The organism is Corynebacterium sp. HMSC08F01 (assembly GCF_001807545.1).
Lineage (GTDB): Bacteria > Actinomycetota > Actinomycetes > Mycobacteriales > Mycobacteriaceae > Corynebacterium > Corynebacterium coyleae.
In genome coordinates this window covers 39,834-56,872 of record NZ_KV789316.1, presented here as the reverse complement: position 1 = coordinate 56,872, position 17,039 = coordinate 39,834, and the positions used below count along the sequence as shown (strand labels likewise).

The window sequence follows — 17,039 nt, the reverse complement described above, 5'->3', positions numbered from 1 at the left end:
AGCCGAGAAGGTCTACAAATGCCATGGCATAAACGCTACGAAGCGATCAACCACCGCACAAGACCCACCACAAAAATGTGGATAACTCCAACACCAAATTCCACAAACCACTGGTTAGACGGTTTTTGGCGTTTTCGGTTTTCCGAAGGTCCAGACCTTATTGATCACAAAGTTCACCGGCATCGCGATCAGTGTGGAGATGGCTTGGGCCCAGTAGGATTTGGTGCGCAGGCCGGTGGAGTCGTCGAAAAGTGAATCGGAGAGTCCGATGGGGGTCGTCGGGTTCATGAGCAACGTCATGCATGTCAGTGACACCGCGAACGCGAGCGCGCCGGTGGCCAAGAAGGGGAAGAACCCGCGGATCCAGGAGCGCGCGTGCACCCCACGGAAGGTCCAGGCGCGGTTGAGTTGGTAGTTCCACGTGTTGGCCAGGAGGAACGCCAGGGTGGACATGAGGTGGTACCAGCGGATGTTCCAACGGGTGGAGCCGAGTTGCATGAACACGTCGTTGGCGTGCAGATCAAAGCCGTTCTCTAGGGCTTTGTTGGCCAAGTAGAACACGACGAAGTTCACGAGCACGCCGGAGCCGCCGACGATGCCGAAGCGCAAAAATTGCCGCAGCCCGGCAACGAGGCGTACGGCAGTGCTGCCGCTTTCGGGCGCGGCGGCGTGCTGGTCGCCGGCGGCCGGCGACGGATGAGTGGGGTTAGTCAACGGTGTTTCCTAGGCGGGCGACTGCCGCTTCGATGCGCTCGTCGGGTGCGGTGAGCGAGATGCGCACGTGTTGGGCGCCGGCGGGGCCGTAGAAGTCGCCGGGGGCGCCGAGGATGCCGTGGTCGGCGAACCAGTTGAGGAGTTCGCGGGAATCCATGCCGTCGTGGTGGACCCAGAGGTAGAGGCCGGCATCGGAGTCGTCGATAGTAAGACCTGCGTTTTGGAGGGCCTTCATGAGTACAAGCCGTCGCGCGGCGTAGGTGGAGCGCTGCATTTGTTCGTGCAGGTCGTCGCCGAGGGCGGCCACCATGGCGGCTTGGATTGGGCCGGGCACGATGAGGCCGGAGTGCTTGCGGATAAGCAGAAGTTCTTGCACTAGGGCTTCGTCGCCGGAGATGGTGCCGGCGCGATACGACGCCAGGTTGGACGTCTTGGACAGCGAATGCAGGGCGAGCAGGCCAGTGTTGTCGCCGTCGGTGACGGACGGGTGCAGGATGGATACCGGTTCGGCGGACCAGCCGAGGTAGAGGTAGCACTCGTCGGAGGCGATGATTGCGCCGGTTTCGCGGGAGAATTCCACCCAGGCGCGCATCTGCTCGACGTCAAGGACTGCGCCAGTTGGGTTCGACGGCGAGTTGATGAAGACGAAGGCGGCGTCGCGGGGTGCGGCGGCGGGGTCGTCGCAACGAATAACTTCGCAGCCTGCCATCAGCGCGCCGACCTCGTAGGTGGGGTACGCGATCTCGGGGATCACAACTTTCTCGCCGCGCAGGCCCAACAATGTGGGCAGCCACGCGACGGCTTCTTTGAGCCCGATCACGGGCAGCACGGAGCGTTCGGTCAACCCTGCGATGCCGAAGCGGCGGGCGTGGGAGGCCACGATCGTTTCGCGCAATTCCGGCGTACCCGCGGTTTGCGGGTAGCCGGGCGTTGCGGCAGCTTCGGACAGCGCGAGTTGGATGGACGGGGCGACTGGGTCGACGGGGCCGCCGACGGAAAGGTCGATCAGACCGTCCTCATGGGATGCGGCGTGCTTGCGCACGTCGGCGATGGTGTCCCATGGGAAGTCGGGCAGCTGTGATCCGAGTGGGGTGCGTGCCACGGTTTAGTCCTGGTTCTGCGGCGGCAGTGCTGCGACGAAGGGGTGGTCGAAGTCCTGTGGGCCGGTCTTGGCGGCGCCGCCTGGCGAGCCGAGTTCGTCGAAGAAGCCGACGTTGGCGTCGTAGTATTCGCTCCACTCGTCGGGGGTGTCGTCTTCGTAGAAGATGGCTTCGACGGGGCAGGCAGGTTCGCAGGCGCCGCAGTCGACGCATTCGTCGGGGTGGATGTAGAGCATGCGCTTGCCCTCGTAGATGCAGTCAACGGGGCATTCTTCGACGCAGCCGCGGTCCATGACGTCGACGCACGGTTGAGCAATCACGTAAGTCATGGGAAACAGTATGTCACTTCGCCTTGAGTAGTGGCCAAACGCCTCCCGCTAGCCCCGCGATAAGGAGTGCGAGGGTCCACCCGGTTGGAGGGAGGATGACCATGGAGGCGAACAGTGCTGCTGCCCAGACGGCAAGCGGAACAATCATGCTTTTCGACGACCACAGCCGCGCCGTCTTCGCCAACACCGCATTAAACACCGCTGCGATGATGACCCAGAACCAGTTCAGGTACGCCACTTCCAGGATGAGCGAGCCGAGGGCGCCGACGCTCAGCCAGGTGATGCCGGCGATGGCTTCCCCGCGTGAAAAATTGTCGCGGATGACGGGTTGGCTCATTTGGGGATTCCGGATAGGACGTGGGTGGCGTCGTCGTGAAGTGGCGTGCCTGCGCCGAGTTGGAAGTGTTCGACGCGTTGGATGGGCTGGGTGATGAGGTTGGACAGGGCGTAGTAGACGACGGGACCTTGGGCGATGGCGGCGTGGGGGTTGACGTCGGTGGTGCGGCCGTCGGCGATCCAGAGTTGGGTGGCGTGGGCACGCATGGCGGCGATTTTGGCGCTGTAGGCGTGGTCGTCAAGGGAGACGGCGATGTCGGAGGTGGCGACTCCGTCGAGTTCGCCGGGTTGGGCAAGGCGCCAGCCGTCGGGGGCGGTCTCGGGCGTAAGCGCTGCGGTTTCTTCGGCGAGGCGTACGGCCCACAGGATGCGCGGGATAGCGACGCGTTCGGCGGCGGCGTGGGTGATTTCGTGGGCGCGGATGTGGTCCGGGTGGCCGTAGCCGCCGTCGGGGCCGTAGGTGATGACAAGGTGGGGGCGCTCGGCGTCGAAGATCGCGGCGAGTTCGGCTACTGCGGCGTCGCCGGAGTTGACAAAAGCGCGCGGGTTGCGGCTTGCGGGCGAGCCGGCCATGCCGGAGTCGCGGAAGCGGCCAGCTCCGCCGAGGAAGGTGCCGCGCGCGCCGATGGCGGCCAACGACTCGCGTAGTTCGCCGATGCGGAAGCCGCCTAGCTGGTCGGCTTCGTCGACGACGAGGTGCTGGTACGGCTCGCCGATAACTTCGCCTTCTTCGCCGAGTGTGCAGGTGACGACGAGGACGTCGGCGCCACGTCGGCTCAGATCGGCGATGACGCCTGCGGTGGTGATGGCTTCGTCGTCAGGGTGGGCGTGGACGGCCACTACTCGGTAGCCGGTGAGGTCGCGCGTTGTCATGGTTTCTCCTTCGGTGTCGGGCCTACTGTATCGGCCAGTTGCCAGCGGGCGGCGTCGCTGATACCCCCGGGCCAGGTGGAGACGCCTGGGATGGCGACGCCACCGGAGGATGCTGCGATGCGTGTTTCGTTGAGGATGGGCACCCACACGGCGTCGCGCTCTTCGGCTTCAGCCACGGCTGCTCGGGCCTCGGTCGCACTCATGGTCCCGTCCAGGATTCGCCCGGCGAGCGCTTCGTTGCCCACGGAGCACAGGCCGGAGAGGTTGCCAGCACGCGAAGTTTTGGACGGACACGCCATGCGGCTGGCAAGCGTGGTCATGGACGTGGAGTTGCGCTGCCACACCACTGCCAGGTCAACTTCCGACGATGGCAGGCTGCGCCCGGCGAGCGTCGTCGCGTCGGTAGAGGTGAGTTTTGCGGGAATGCCGGCGCCGTTGAGGATGTCGACAAGCGTGCGCGCCGCTGCGGCCGCCGCCGGGTCCATCGCATCCGCCCCGACGCGGATGGGAACGGTGCGCGCTCGTAGCGCTGCGGTGTCCTTCTCCCCCGGCGTGAACGCATGCTCTGCCACGGCCAGGTTGGTGCTGCGGCCGGTGGCGATGTGGGCGAGCAGGGGGACGTCGATAAGCGATCGCACTTGCTCGCGCATTGCTTGGTCGAGCCCGCTTGTCGCGGAGATGACGACGCCAAGCACGCGTGACGACGACCCCTCGCGCACCTCCACCCCCGGCACCCGGCGAAAGACCTCTTCCGTGGTTTCCTGCGGCGTGACGTCGGCGAACGCGAGCTGGCCGGAGCGCAACTGGTCGGCGGTTTGTGTTGTATCGCGCGCGGCGGTCAGCGTCAAAATGTCCACGCTTGCTGGCTCAGTACCCCAAAACCTGTCGTTTCTATTCAGCACTACCGTGCCGCGGGCCCGGCCGACATCTGCCATGAGGAAACGCCCGGCAGACGCAGGGACCATGTTGCGCAGTGCGAACGGGAAATCGCTGGCGTCAGCGGCGAACAGGTGCGACGGCAGCAGGTGGGCAAAGAGCTCCTCGCGGTTAGCCACGGGGCGCTCAAAGTCCACATCGACGACCTTGCCGCCTTGACCAGAAATGCGGATCGCCTGAATTGCCCGGTAGGCCGCAGGGTTGACGGTGCCGGCGGTGGTCACCATCCCGCGCCACAGGTAGGCAAAGTCGGATCCGGTAATCGGGGTGCCGTCAGACCACTGCGCCTCCGGTGCGATGACGTAGCGCACGGTTTGGGCCGCGGGCGAGGTCGGCAGCGTTGAAACCCCCACCAGCAGGTCCCTGTTCGGACTCGTGCCCACATATGCGCTAGGCAGGGTGAGGTCTGCGATGGCACGCACCGTCGAGGAATCGTCCGCAATCAGGTGCGGGTTAAAGCCTCCTCGTACAGGGTCGACGCCCACTTGTACCTGGGTGCGGTCGCTGCGGCGCGGGTTGTCGTCGGAAGGTGTCGTCGATACGCCAGATGTCTCGCTTTGGGCGGATTCCGGCTCAACGAGCGGCGGTGGGCCCGGGTTCGCCGAGCACGACGCGACGAGGCAAAGCGCGGAAAGCGCCGCCGCAGCACGGGTGGCTGGGCGGCGCGATCGAGGAGGCTGCATGAAGAACAGGCTAGCTGTTCTTCTGCTTCGCACGGGAGCGGGCACGGCCACGCTCGGTAGCGTTCAGGATGAGCTTGCGCACACGCATCGCCTCAGGGGCAACCTCAACACATTCGTCCTCGTCACAGAACTCGATGGCCTCATCCAGGGAGAGGGTACGGGCCTTCTGCAGCGTGACAGTCGCATCCGCGGTGGCGGAGCGCATATTGGTCAGCTTCTTTTCCTTGGTGATGTTGACGTCCATGTCCTCGTCGCGCGAGTTCGCACCAACGACCATGCCTTCGTAGGTCTCGGCACCCGGCTCGACGAAGAAATCGCCGCGGTCCGCAAGCTGCTGCAGGGCGTACGCGGTGACCTGGCCGGAACGGTCGGCGACGAGCGAACCGGTCGGGCGGCCCTTGATCTCGCCGGCCCACGGACGGTGCTCGATCGAGTAGGAGTTGGCAATACCGGCACCACGGGTCTCAGTGAGGAAGGTCGTACGGAAACCGATCAGGCCACGGGACGGGACGTCGAACTCCATGCGGACCCAATCGCCGGAACCCGCGTTGGACATCGCGGTCATCTGACCCTTGCGGTTTGCCATGAGCTGGGTGACAGCACCCTGGTGCTCCGACGGGACGTCGATGATCATGTGGTCGTACGGCTCGTAGGTCTTGCCGTCGATCTCCTTGGTCACTACCTGCGGCTTGCCAACGGTGAGCTCGAAGCCTTCGCGACGCATCGTCTCAATCAGCACGGTCAGCGCCATCTCGCCACGGCCCTGAACCTCCCACGCGTCCGGACGCTCGGTCGGCAGCACCTTGATGGAGACGTTACCGATGAGCTCCTGATCCAGGCGAGCCTTGACCATGCGGGCGGTGAGCTTGTCGCCACCGTTACGGCCAGCCATCGGCGAGGTGTTCACGCCGATGGTCATGGAAATTGCCGGATCGTCGATGGCGATGCGCGGCAGCGGCTCGACGTGCTCCGGATCGCACAGCGTGTCACCGATCATGATGTTTTCCACACCGGAGACAGCGGCAATGTCACCTGCGACAACGTCGCCTTCAGCCGGAACACGGTCGAGGCCCTCGGTGACGAGCAGCTCAGCGATCTTGACGTTCTTAACCTGCTGGTTGCCGTCCTCGTCGTAGTGGACCCATGCGACCTGCTGGCCCTTCTTTACCGAGCCCTTGAACACACGGATCAAGCCGATGCGGCCCAGGAAGGAGGAGGAGTCCAGGTTGGTCACCTGTGCCTGGAACGGAGCGTCGATCTCAGCGGACGGCTCCGGCAGGACGTCGTAGATAACGTCGAACAGCGGCTGCAGGTCCTCGTTGTCCGGCAGGTTGCCGTTGCCTGGGTTCTCCAGGGACGCGCGGCCTGCACGGCCTGAGGTGTACAGCACCGGCAGCTCGAGGAGGTTCTCAGCAGCCTCTGCAGCCTCCGGGTCCTCCAGGCCAGCGCCGAGTTCGAGGAGGAGGTCCTGTGCTTCCTCCACGACTTCGTCGATACGTGCGTCCGGACGGTCAGTCTTGTTCACACAGATGATGACCGGCTTCTTCGCTTCGAGGGCCTTGCCCAGGACGAATCGGGTTTGCGGAAGCGGGCCTTCGGAAGCATCGATCAGCAGCACGACACCATCAACCATGGACAGGCCGCGCTCGACCTCGCCGCCGAAGTCGGCGTGGCCCGGGGTATCGATAACGTTGATGACCAGGTCCGCACCGTCCTTGCCTTTACCGGCGCGACGGATGGCGGTGTTCTTGGCCAAAATGGTGATGCCGCGCTCGGACTCGAGCTCGCCGGAGTCCATCACGCGGTCGCCATGCTCGCCGTGGTCGCCGAAGACGCCGGACTGCTCCAGCATGGCGTTGACCAGGGTGGTTTTGCCGTGGTCAACGTGGGCGACGATAGCTACGTTGCGAAATTCAGGGTGCGACACTCAACAGATCCTTTTACATTGTCGGAAATAACGGTTACACGATACTCCCCAGCTAAGTTGAGCGCACCTCTCCGCTACCCCTCCAACGTGGCGCGGAGCTCTGCAAACGCGTCATTGAAGAACTGTTCGGCCGTTCCAGTAGTAATGACAGCCCCTTCCGTCCCTCGCGCGGAGAGCTCGACGGTGGTGGTGCCATCGCCGTTATCTGCGGCATCGATAGCCAGCGGCGCCTGGTAGTCCTTATTCAAATACACACCGATAAGACGGAACTTCAGTGCACTGCCGACGTTGACAGCCAGTTCGCTGGCGGTTTTGTCCTTGACATTGAACTTGTCCAGTCCGGACAGCCGCTGCTCAATCTCCTCAAGGGACAGGTTGGTGGTGAACGTCTGGGCATCCATTGTGATCAGTCCTTTCAGTGTTGGGGACAACGGATCTCACGTTCTCACGGGTCTTAAATGTGCCCGTGCTCACAAGGGTAAACAGATAAAACTGGGAGAACACCGAAAGTTTCTGGACAATTCCCCCTACAAAATCAACGGTTTCCACTTGACGCTGTCACTTATGTGACTAATGTTGCTTGAGTTAATGTCCGTGGCCCCTATGTAATAAAGGACAGCCGTGCGCACTCCCCGATCTTTTGCACGCTCCGCCGTCGCGGCGGTTTGCGCTGCCGGCATGCTGGTAGCCGGTGTCGTCGATACGCAAATGGCTCATGCCAAATCATCGAACCCGCTCGATAGCCTTGGCCGCCCCACCCCCGAGACCGTCGCCCGAGTCCACGCGTTCGCGGACCAACCACAGGTGCCGGAACAGGTCGGCAACGCGCTTCGCACCGCCGTGAACTTCTTCGCTGGTACCGGCGAGCTCGGCGGCCCTCCACTGCCAGAGGACGCCCCGGCCTTCACGCAGTTCGCCTGGCCGACGGTCTCCGGGCACTGCATGGGCAAGGGGCTGCACTCGACCGCGTCCGCAATTGCGGTACCGGGACCGACCAAAACACCAGCGCCAGGCGCAGGCGCGGGACAGACCACGTTTGTGTTCACCGCACTAGGCACCCCGGCAGCCGCCAAGGACCAGGGGCTCATGAAGGTGTACTGGGTTAACCTCAACACTTTTCGCACCGGCGTAACACCTTTAGATAACAACGGGATAAACCCAACAGGACCGTCCACCCTGTCCGCCACCGCAAACACAGGCAAGGGCCGCGTCCTCGCAGTCGTCGACGGTGCAGTACGCACCACCGACAAGACCTGCGCATTTGCCCCGACCGCCGCTTCGATCAACGTGAGGTAACCGATGACCGTCGACCTACACCCGGTAAAGCAAGAGACCTTTGACACGTCCGCGAACATCAACACGGACCCAAAGGGATTCCTGCGCGAGGTAGACACGTACCAGGTCACCGACTTTGGCCTCTACATGGCACGCGGGGCGAATCACCCCGAGTTCGGCTACCTAGAAAGCTGGCTGCTGCCGGAACTCGGCCTGCGGGCAAACATCTTCCACTACCGCGAGGGCGCAGAGCGCGATCAGGACTTCTACTTCGACATCGCCGACATTGACGTTGATGGCGATATCTGGCGCACACGCGACCTGTACGTCGACATTGTGTCGCTGACAGGCAACCCGATCGACGTGCTTGATATCGACGAACTCGCAGCCGCGACGTCTGCAGGCTTGATCACTGCCGAAGAGGCAGAGAAGGCCATGGACGTCACCCTCAACGCCGTTGAGGGCATTACTCGGCACGGCGACGATGCCATGGAGTGGCTGCGCGCCCTGGGTATTGAACTGACGTGGGCGGACGAAGTCGAGTTAACTCCTGTGGCATAACACCCCAATTCCCGTACTGCACCCCACCTGCACCCCGCAGGTGGGGTCGTTTCATGCGAATAACATTCACGATCCGTGAAGAAGCTGAGAAAGCGTTGCGATGGCTACAGATGCCTATCAGCGTGCAGAAACACCCATTCCTGTCATAGCCCTGTGAGGCAGCGTGCATTTCGCCGTAAATTACTTTTCACAAACACTGTGAACTGCCTAACACTTCATGTAAGTTTTTGTGCAACCTGATTACGTCGTGTTCACCTGAGCTTCAAGTTTTGGTGGGCCCAATCGTGGTGCAGGGGTCGTCGAAATACCCATTTCGTCGTACCGCCCAAACACGGGCAACCGTCGCAAAGTTCTCTGCGTACGGACGATCACTGAAAGGACCCAGACCATGAGCAAACGCCTCCGTGTCGCCGCTCTCGCCGGACTCTCCTCCCTGTCCCTCGTCCTCGCCTCCTGCTCCTCGGATGGCGGAACCGAAGAGACCACCGCAAACCAGGCCGGACAGGACTCCGCGAACTCCAAGGAAGCTGACAACTCGGGCGAGCAGCTCGAAGTCAACGCTGCCGGTGATTACAACCCGCTCGAGCGCGACCAGATCCAGGATGGCGGCGAGCTCACTCTCGCGATTACCGAAATTGCTGAGCAGCAGAACGTGTTCCACGCGAACATGACGTCCTACACGGACACCATCTGGAGCAAGTACAACCCGCAGCTCACGCTTTTCGACGGCGACGGCACCTATCACCCGAACCCGGCTTATCTGACCGACGTGAAGGATGAGACCGTCGACGGCAAGACCGTGGTCACCTACACCATCAACCCGGACGCCGTGTACAACGACGGCACCCCGCTTGACTGGACCGCCTTCGAGAACACCTTCAAGTTCAACAACGGCTCCAACCCGGATGTCCAGGTCAACTCCACCGACGGCTACGAGCTCATCGAGTCCGTCGAGCGCGGCGAGGACGACAAGCAGGCCGTGGTCACCTTCAAGCAGGCATACCCGTGGTGGGAGGGCCTCTTCGGCACCCTCGTGCCGCCGCAGGTCAAGGACGCGGACACGTTCATGAACGCTTACCTGAAGAAGGTCAACCCGGAGTGGGGTGCAGGCCCGTTCAAGGTTGAGGACGTCAACTTCGAGAACGGCACCGCTTCCTTCGTTCCGAACGAGAAGTGGTGGGGCGAGAAGCCGAAGCTGGACAAGATCACCTACCGCCAGATGGAAGACCAGGCATCCCTGAACGCCTTCCGCGCAGGTGAAATCGACGCAACCGGTGTGTCCTCTCGAGACCGTCTGGCAACGGCGAAGGAGATGGGCGACTCCATCGAGATCCGCACCGCCCTGAACCCGGCGAACTACCTGATGACGATCAACTCCACCGCCCCGGGCCTGGACGACATCAAGGTCCGCGAGGCCATCATGCGTGGTGTTGACCGCGAGCAGCTCGCCGCGATCCGCTTCCAGGGCCTCGGCTACACCGAGGATCTGCCAGGTTCGTTCAACCTGTACCAGACCCAGCCGGGCTACGAGGACAACTTCGGCGAGGTCATCCAGTACGACCCGGAGAAGGCCAAGGAGCTGCTCAAGGAAGCAGGCTACGACGAGTCCAACCCGCTGTCCGTGCGCTACGTCACCCTGGGTGACTCCCCGATGATCCAGGCGACCACCACTGCCCTGCAGGCAATGCTGCGCAACATTGGCATCGACGTCCAGGTTGAGGAGCGTCCGAGCTCTGACTTCTCCAAGGTCGTCTCCGAGCGCGACTTCGACCTGTTCATGTCCGGCTTCCGCTCCTCCGACCCATTCGGTGTGGCGTACTTCGGCCAGATCTACAAGTCCGATTCCGAGCTGAACAAGTCCGGCACCGGCACCCCGGAGATGGACAAGAAGATTGAGGAACTGCAGCAGCTCCCGGATGCTGACGAGCAGATCAAGCGCGCAAACGAGCTTGAGAAGGAAGCCCTGGCTCAGTACGGCATCATGCCGTACGCCAACGGCCCGGCCATCGTCGCCGTGAAGAAGGGCCTGGCAAACTTCGGTGCTAACTCCTTCGCGATCCTCCCGATCGAGAACGTGGGCTGGGCGAAGTAACCGTAACGGTTCGACGCACGTGAAATCCACGAACTGAGTGCGAGCCCGCCCAGCATTCCCACGCTGGGCGGGCTTCCAATCTTTCTCAATAACTCCCCCGTCCGCCCACCACGGAACTGAGAGACACTATGTTTCGATACCTGATCCGGAAGACGCTGAGCTGGGGCTTGATTGTTTTTCTTGCCACCAACCTCACGTTTTTTCTCGCCAGCTTTTTCCTCGATCCCCGCGCCAACTACTTTGGCCGCCGACCACCTCTGCCAGAAGAGCAGATCGATGCACTGCTCGATCCGTTGAACTTGAACCCAAACACACCAATCTTCGAGCGTTGGTGGACGTGGCTTACTGGCGTCCTGACTCGTTGGGACTGGGGTAAATCCCCGATCGGCGACTCCGTCAATGAACAAGTCTCCTACCGCATCTGGGTCTCCGCGCAGCTGACCCTGTTTGCCACCCTGCTGTCGATCCTCCTCGGAGTCGCCCTCGGTGTGTACACTGCGTCGCGCCAGTACAAGCGCGCCGACCGCATGTGGCAGGGCATCTCGATCATCACGATGAACATTCACGTGGTCGTCGCCTCGATCGCCGTGGTGTGGTTCGGTCTGAAGGTCAACGAGTGGACCGGCAAGCGCGTCTTCTACGTCACCGGTGCTTCCAACCCTGGCGTTGAAGGGTTCTTCCCGAAGATGGTCGACTACGCCCAACACCTCGTGCTCCCCACCTTGTCACTGTTGATCATTTCGTATGCGGGCTATCACTTCATGCAGAGAACACTGCTGTTGGATAACTTGAACGCCGATTACGTCCGCACCGCCCGCGCGAAGGGCCTAACCAAGGCGCAAGCAGTGCGCAAACACGCGCTGCGAACCTCGCTGATTCCGGTTGCTACCTCGGTGGCGTTCTCGGTGCCCGGCATCTTCACCGGTGCCGTGATGACGGAGCGCATCTTCGCGTGGCAAGGCATGGGCCAGTACTTCATCCAAACGATTGCGCGTAACGACGTCCACGGTGTCGTCGTTGTGGCCGCATTCGGTGCCGCAATGACCGCAGTGTCCGCTATCTTGGCCGACCTCATCGTTGTTGCCCTCGACCCGCGCGTGCGCGTGAGCTAAGGAGATCACAGCCATGACAAACAAGCCACCACGCGGTACATCCCGCAAGCTCAGTGACCCCCGCGCCCACGCCACCTCGAGCGAGCTGGCGCTGCACGCCGCAATGCCGGTCAACGACATGACCGCCATCTCTGAGACCGGCCGCCAGGCCGACGGCGTGATGAGTAAAGACAAGAACACGCCGCCAATCCTGCCGAAGCAGGGCGATAGCATCGAAGATCAGCAGACGATGCGCGCAACGCGTAAGTCGAAGATTTACCTGCGCCGCTTCATGCGTAACAAGGCCGCGGTTGTCGGCCTGGTGATTTTCTTCCTGATGGTACTGCTCGCGCTCTTTGGCAAGTTCATGACGCCGTGGAGCTACGACGACCCGGACTTCATGAACCTGTCCGTCGCGCCCTCCGCTGAACACTGGTTTGGCACTACTGACTCCGGCAACGACCTGTTTGCGCAGGTGGTGCACGGCCTCGGTCGCTCGCTGTCGATCGCTGTGCCGGCATCGATTGCCACGACGGTGATCTCCGCGATTGTCGGTGCAGGTGCTGCCCTGTTTGGCGGAAGCTTGGAGAAGATTGTGCTGGCAGTGATCCACTTCCTGCTGGCTGTGCCGACGTTCCTCATCATCGCCCTGCTGGTATCCGGCTCGGGCGGCGACTGGAAGGTGCTCACCGTCGTGCTCATCGCGTTTGGCTGGATGTACTCAGCACGTGTGATTTGGTCCTTGTCGTTGTCCATCCGCGAAAACGACTATGTGCGTGCCGCCAAGTTCATGGGCGTGTCCAACTCCAAGACGATCGTGCGCCACATCATCCCGAACGTCGCGTCGCTGCTGATTATCCAGCTGATGTTGGGCATCGTGTCCACGATCATGTCGGAGACTGCCCTGTCGTTCTTGGGCCTCGGTGTGAAGCTGCCGGACGTGTCCCTGGGTACGTTGTTGCAGTCTGGTACCGCAACCCTGGTGACCGCTCCGTGGCAGTTCTACTTCCCTGCCCTCGTCCTGACCTTGCTCACCGTGTCCATGGCGTTCATCGCCGATGGTCTGCGTGACGCACTCGACCCGAACTCGAACTCTGGAGGTTCTGCAGCATGACAACCAGCATCAACAACTCGGGTTCCCCGGTGCTTTCGGTACGCGACCTCAACGTGTCGTTCCCGTCGGAAGCCGGTGTGGTCCGCGCGGTGCGAGGCGTGGATTTCGATCTCCTCCCAGGCCGTACCCTCGGCATCGTGGGCGAGTCAGGTTCCGGCAAGTCCGTCACCTCTCTCGCTGTCATGGGCCTGTTGCCGGATTACGCCAAGGTCACCGGTTCTGTGATGTTTGAGGGCGAGGAGCTCCTGGGCAAGTCAGATGCCGCCATGTCGAAGATTCGTGGCAACGGCATCGGCATGATCTTCCAGGATCCGCTGTCCGCTCTGACTCCGGTGTACGACATCGGCACGCAGTTGGTGGAAGCCATCCAGGCGCACACGAACATCTCTAAGTCGAAGGCGATGGACCGTGCTGCAGAGTTGCTCGATCTGGTGGGTATCCCCGAGCCGAAGAAGCGGCTGCGTTCCTTCCCGCACGAGTTCTCGGGCGGCATGCGTCAGCGTGTGGTGATCGCAATTGCGATTGCGAACAACCCGAAGGTGCTTATTGCCGACGAGCCCACCACAGCCCTCGACGTAACCATCCAGGCTCAGATTCTGGAAGTGATCAAGAAGGCGCAGCGTGAGACCGGCGCTGCCTGCATCATGATTACCCACGACATGGGCGTGGTCGCAGGCACCGCCGATGACGTGCTGGTGATGTACGGCGGCCGTCCGGTCGAGCGCGCCGAGGTCCACCAACTGTTCGGCAACCCGAAGATGCCGTACTCGGTGGGCCTGCTGGGTTCCACTCCACGTGTGGATCAGCCATCGAACGAGCCGCTAACGTTTATCGACGGCAACCCGCCGATGCTCATCGACGTCGCCGACCGCTGCCAGTTCGCACCACGCTGCCCCATCGCCACCGAGGCCTGCCTGACGCAGGAGCCGCCGCTGGTGCCGAACAAGGGCGACGAGAACCACATGGTTGCGTGCGTGCGCCACGATGAGATTGAAAACGGCACTCTCGACGGTAAGCCGTTGTTCCCCGCACCTGTCCTGCCGGAGAACAAGTTCGCGGGCATCCCGCGCGAGGAGCGCGAAGTCACCCTCGAGGTAGAGAACCTTTACCGTGCGTTCCCACTGACCAAGGGCGCGCTGGTGAAGCGCCGCATCGGCACCGTGGAGGCTGTGAAGAACATCTCCTTCGATGTTCGCGCCGGTGAGTGCATGGCCATTGTGGGTGAGTCCGGTTCCGGTAAGACCACGACCCTGCTGGAGATCATGGGCCTGGATCCACAGGGTGATTCCCGCATCGTGATCTGTGGCAAGGACGCGGCGAAGATGAGTGCGTCGGATCGTCGTCAGGCACGCCGCAATATTCAGATGGTGTTCCAGGATCCGATGAGCTCGCTGAACCCGCGTATGACGGTCAAGGAGATCATCCAAGAGCCGTTGGATGCGTTGGGCTACGAGGGCGACAAGGATGCCCGTATCTCCGAGCTCATGCGCACGGTGGGTCTGGATGAGAAGCAGTTGGACCGCTTCCCTGGCCACTTCTCTGGTGGTCAGCGTCAGCGCATCGGCTTGGCGCGTGCGTTGGCCACGAACCCTGCGGTGATCGTGCTCGACGAGCCGGTATCGGCCCTCGACGTGTCCATCCAGGCCGGCGTGATCAACCTGCTGGATTCGCTCAAGCGCAAGCTTGGCTTGTCCTACCTGTTCGTCGCACACGATCTGTCGGTGGTGCGCCACCTGTCGGATCGTGTGGCCGTGATGTACAAGGGCGACTTTGTGGAGTTCGGCGAGACCGACGACGTCTTCGACAACCCGCAGCACCCGTACACGAAGGCGCTGCTGTCGGCGATTCCGATCCCTGATCCGGATGCGGAGCGCTCCCGCGTGCGTACGGTGTACAAGCCGGAGGAGGCTATCTCCTAACCGTCACATCGACGGGCAGCGTCGGAAGTCGTGCTTCCTGCGCTGCCCACATCCCCCACCAGGGGGCGTAGCCCGGGTCCCTGCGCAGGGCCCGGGTTTTTCGTGTCTTTAGGTCGGCGGTCACGCGGATGGTGTTGACGGTTCCACGCGCCCGGGCAGCGCTTATCGACGACTCCGTGACCGCCCCAACACCTTCCACCAAAAGATCCTCTGCCGGGTCGAGCGGCACCCACTTCGTGCGCTCGTGGTTGATCCAATCCCAGCGCCAAAACCCTGGCCTGGCAGGGTGCAGCACGTCGCGGGCGACCATCGCGGCACCTTCTCCGAGGCCGTACCAACCGGGGTAAAAATCGTCGAGGTGCACCACCCGGATACCGAGCGCGTCCCCGATCTGGTTGGCCAGGGTGGTCTTGCCGGAGCCAGATGGGCCATCGATGAGCAGTGTGTATGTCATCGCACTGACCACACTGGGCGCAGGTCGCCTGTGAGCCACGCGATGCCAAGCGCGACAAGTGCCATGCCAAGGCACACAACCATGACGCCCCAGTCGCGGCTGCGCAGTTTGGATTCTCGGGCCCAGGAACGCTTCGTCGGTCCGCCAAAACCGCGCGCCTCCATTGCGGTGGCGAGTTTTCCGGCACGGCGCAGCGACATCACCAACAGCCCGAATGACAAGGTGAACCAGTATTTGATCTTGCCTTGGTCCGCGATACCGCGGGCGCGACGCGATCGGCGCATGGCGTCGAGGTCGTCGCGAAGCAGTGTGAGCATGCGAAGGGCCGCGACAGTACCGATGACAAAGCGTTCGGGGAGGCGCAGGACCTGGGAGAGGCCGTCGCCAAGGTCAGTCGGGTCGACATCGGCGGACAACAGCACCACCGGCAGCGCGATGGCAAGCACGCGCAACACCATCGCACCAGCCAGGGAGACGGAGAGTTCCGTGACGTGAATCAAACCCCAGTTCAGGTAAGTCTCCCCGCCCGCCTGTCCGTAGAGCGCCATCGGGATACCGGCCAGGGGCGCGACGATGAGGATCGGCAATGCGCGTTTGAAAAAGCGTCCGTAGCCAAGCCCGCATAGCGGCACCATGAGCAGCGTAAACGCGAGCACCACGGTTGCGGAGACCCAGTCCACGGTGAACATCAGCGGAGTGGTCAGCAGCGCCAGGCCGAGGATGCGCGTGACCGGGTTGATGTTTGCCAGCAGGTTCATGGCTGCCCCTCCCCTGCCGTGATGTGTTCGGTGTGGTCTCCAAGCGATGCGATAAACGCTTCGTCGTGGGTAATCGAGATGACCGTGACGCCCTTGTCCGTGAGTTCGCGGATCAGGCCGACGAGTTCGACGAAAGTGCGGTCATCCTGGCCGAAGGTCGGCTCGTCCAAAATAAGCAACTTCGGAGCGTTGACCAGCGCGGTTGCCACCGAAAGTCGGCGTTTCTCCCCGCCAGAGAGTGTGAACGGGTTGGCGTCGACGAGGTGGGTCAGGCGCAAACGCTGCAGCAGATCATCGATGCGTTCCTGCGGCGCACCAGACAGCGCCATTTCCTCGCGCACGGTGGCAGTGACAAATTGGTGTTCCGGTTCCTGGAAGACGTACCCGATGCGTTGCGCCAGATCTGCCGAGGACCAGTCAATCGACGGCTTGGCTAGCCCCTGGCGGATAGTTTCCGAGTACTCCACCCGCCCTTGCTTCGGCGGTGTTAGCCCGGCAAGTACCTGCACGAGCGTAGTTTTTCCCGAGCCGTTTTCACCGGTGACCACAGTGGAGAACCCCTCAGGCGCAAGCACCGTGCGCGGCGGGCCGAAGCGGGTGAGCAAGTTCTGCGTCGCAACCGCAGCCGGCGTGCCAGCGGGAACCTGCTTCGCCGGCGGCAACGAAGGCACCTGCGGCAATTCGTCCTCGGTAATGCGGCGAAGACCGTCCGCATCCAAGCGGTAGTAGGTGTCCACCACGTGCGACCAGTGCTTGGGGCGGTGCTCCACCACAATCAGGGTCGCACCGGTGCGTTTGCAGACGCGGTCGACGGCGTTGATGACCTCGTCGCGGCCACGCGGGTCGAGGTTCAACGGTCCGCCCGAAGGCATCTCAG

16 protein-coding genes and 1 pseudogene are annotated in these 17,039 nt (G+C 62.5%); 6 read left to right on the top strand and 11 right to left on the bottom strand.

Going from position 1 to position 17,039, the window contains the following annotated elements; all coding sequences use genetic code 11:
• Positions 1 to 114: 114 nt before the first annotated feature.
• The 8 genes from HMPREF3171_RS08820 to HMPREF3171_RS08785 all read right to left on the bottom strand — a co-directional run bounded on the left by HMPREF3171_RS08820 (position 115) and on the right by HMPREF3171_RS08785 (position 7,299).
• Positions 115 to 621, bottom strand: a complete 507-nt coding sequence (locus HMPREF3171_RS08820) for a GtrA family protein (protein WP_070452774.1) — start codon at positions 619 to 621, stop codon at positions 115 to 117.
• A gap of 85 nt (positions 622 to 706) precedes the next feature.
• Positions 707 to 1,816 (bottom strand): succinyldiaminopimelate transaminase, encoded by a 1,110-nt coding sequence (gene dapC / locus HMPREF3171_RS08815; protein ID WP_070484506.1) that lies wholly within the window; start codon positions 1,814 to 1,816, stop codon positions 707 to 709.
• A gap of 3 nt (positions 1,817 to 1,819) precedes the next feature.
• Positions 1,820 to 2,143 carry a ferredoxin gene (gene fdxA, locus HMPREF3171_RS08810; protein ID WP_070421608.1) on the bottom strand — a complete coding sequence of 108 codons (324 nt, stop codon included), beginning with the start codon at positions 2,141 to 2,143 and terminating at the stop codon, positions 1,820 to 1,822.
• A gap of 13 nt (positions 2,144 to 2,156) precedes the next feature.
• Positions 2,157 to 2,480, bottom strand: coding sequence for a hypothetical protein (locus tag HMPREF3171_RS08805; RefSeq protein ID WP_101733171.1), 324 nt, complete (start codon positions 2,478 to 2,480; stop codon positions 2,157 to 2,159).
• Positions 2,477 to 3,352: an N-acetyl-1-D-myo-inositol-2-amino-2-deoxy-alpha-D-glucopyranoside deacetylase gene (gene mshB / locus HMPREF3171_RS08800; RefSeq protein ID WP_070484503.1), complete on the bottom strand. Its 876-nt coding sequence runs from the start codon at positions 3,350 to 3,352 to the stop codon at positions 2,477 to 2,479. Before mshB ends, HMPREF3171_RS08805 begins: the two co-directional genes overlap by 4 nt.
• Positions 3,349 to 4,971 carry an ABC transporter family substrate-binding protein gene (locus HMPREF3171_RS08795; RefSeq protein WP_070484501.1) on the bottom strand — a complete coding sequence of 541 codons (1,623 nt, stop codon included), beginning with the start codon at positions 4,969 to 4,971 and terminating at the stop codon, positions 3,349 to 3,351. Before HMPREF3171_RS08795 ends, mshB begins: the two co-directional genes overlap by 4 nt.
• 10 nt (positions 4,972 to 4,981) lie before the next feature.
• Complete coding sequence (typA, locus tag HMPREF3171_RS08790) at positions 4,982 to 6,898, bottom strand: translational GTPase TypA (RefSeq protein ID WP_070484497.1); 1,917 nt, start codon at positions 6,896 to 6,898, stop codon at positions 4,982 to 4,984.
• A gap of 74 nt (positions 6,899 to 6,972) precedes the next feature.
• Positions 6,973 to 7,299, bottom strand: a complete 327-nt coding sequence (locus HMPREF3171_RS08785; RefSeq protein ID WP_070484494.1) for a hypothetical protein — start codon at positions 7,297 to 7,299, stop codon at positions 6,973 to 6,975.
• A gap of 277 nt (positions 7,300 to 7,576) precedes the next feature.
• On the opposite strand from HMPREF3171_RS08785, the gene HMPREF3171_RS08780 reads away from it, so the two are divergent.
• The 6 genes from HMPREF3171_RS08780 to HMPREF3171_RS08755 all read left to right on the top strand — a co-directional run bounded on the left by HMPREF3171_RS08780 (position 7,577) and on the right by HMPREF3171_RS08755 (position 14,950).
• Positions 7,577 to 8,194, top strand: a complete 618-nt coding sequence (locus HMPREF3171_RS08780; protein WP_224213884.1) for an Rv1157c family protein — start codon at positions 7,577 to 7,579, stop codon at positions 8,192 to 8,194.
• A gap of 3 nt (positions 8,195 to 8,197) precedes the next feature.
• Positions 8,198 to 8,734, top strand: a complete 537-nt coding sequence (locus HMPREF3171_RS08775) for a ribonuclease FAU-1 family protein (protein ID WP_070484488.1) — start codon at positions 8,198 to 8,200, stop codon at positions 8,732 to 8,734.
• Between the two features lie 388 nt (positions 8,735 to 9,122).
• Entirely contained in the window at positions 9,123 to 10,826 is a 1,704-nt protein-coding gene (locus tag HMPREF3171_RS08770) for an ABC transporter family substrate-binding protein (protein ID WP_070484485.1), read from the top strand.
• Between the two features lie 128 nt (positions 10,827 to 10,954).
• Complete coding sequence (locus tag HMPREF3171_RS08765; RefSeq protein WP_070421616.1) at positions 10,955 to 11,938, top strand: ABC transporter permease; 984 nt, start codon at positions 10,955 to 10,957, stop codon at positions 11,936 to 11,938.
• A gap of 103 nt (positions 11,939 to 12,041) precedes the next feature.
• Entirely contained in the window at positions 12,042 to 13,031 is a 990-nt protein-coding gene (locus tag HMPREF3171_RS08760) for an ABC transporter permease (protein WP_101733235.1), read from the top strand.
• Positions 13,028 to 14,950 (top strand): ABC transporter ATP-binding protein, encoded by a 1,923-nt coding sequence (locus HMPREF3171_RS08755; protein ID WP_070484481.1) that lies wholly within the window; start codon positions 13,028 to 13,030, stop codon positions 14,948 to 14,950. Before HMPREF3171_RS08760 ends, HMPREF3171_RS08755 begins: the two co-directional genes overlap by 4 nt.
• Here HMPREF3171_RS08755 and HMPREF3171_RS08750 read toward each other — a convergent pair.
• The 3 genes and pseudogenes from HMPREF3171_RS08750 to HMPREF3171_RS08740 form a co-directional block, all read right to left on the bottom strand.
• A complete protein-coding gene (locus tag HMPREF3171_RS08750) occupies positions 14,940 to 15,404 on the bottom strand; it encodes a nucleoside/nucleotide kinase family protein (RefSeq protein WP_070484477.1) in 465 nt (154 codons plus the stop codon). The genes HMPREF3171_RS08755 and HMPREF3171_RS08750 overlap by 11 nt on opposite strands.
• Complete coding sequence (locus tag HMPREF3171_RS08745) at positions 15,401 to 16,162, bottom strand: energy-coupling factor transporter transmembrane component T family protein (RefSeq protein ID WP_070421619.1); 762 nt, start codon at positions 16,160 to 16,162, stop codon at positions 15,401 to 15,403. The genes HMPREF3171_RS08750 and HMPREF3171_RS08745 overlap by 4 nt, the downstream gene beginning before the upstream one ends.
• Positions 16,159 to 17,013 (bottom strand): annotated as a pseudogene (locus tag HMPREF3171_RS08740) (ABC transporter ATP-binding protein); the annotation flags it as partial. The gene HMPREF3171_RS08745 and the pseudogene HMPREF3171_RS08740, both read right to left, overlap by 4 nt.
• Between the last annotated feature and the right edge of the window lie 26 nt (positions 17,014 to 17,039).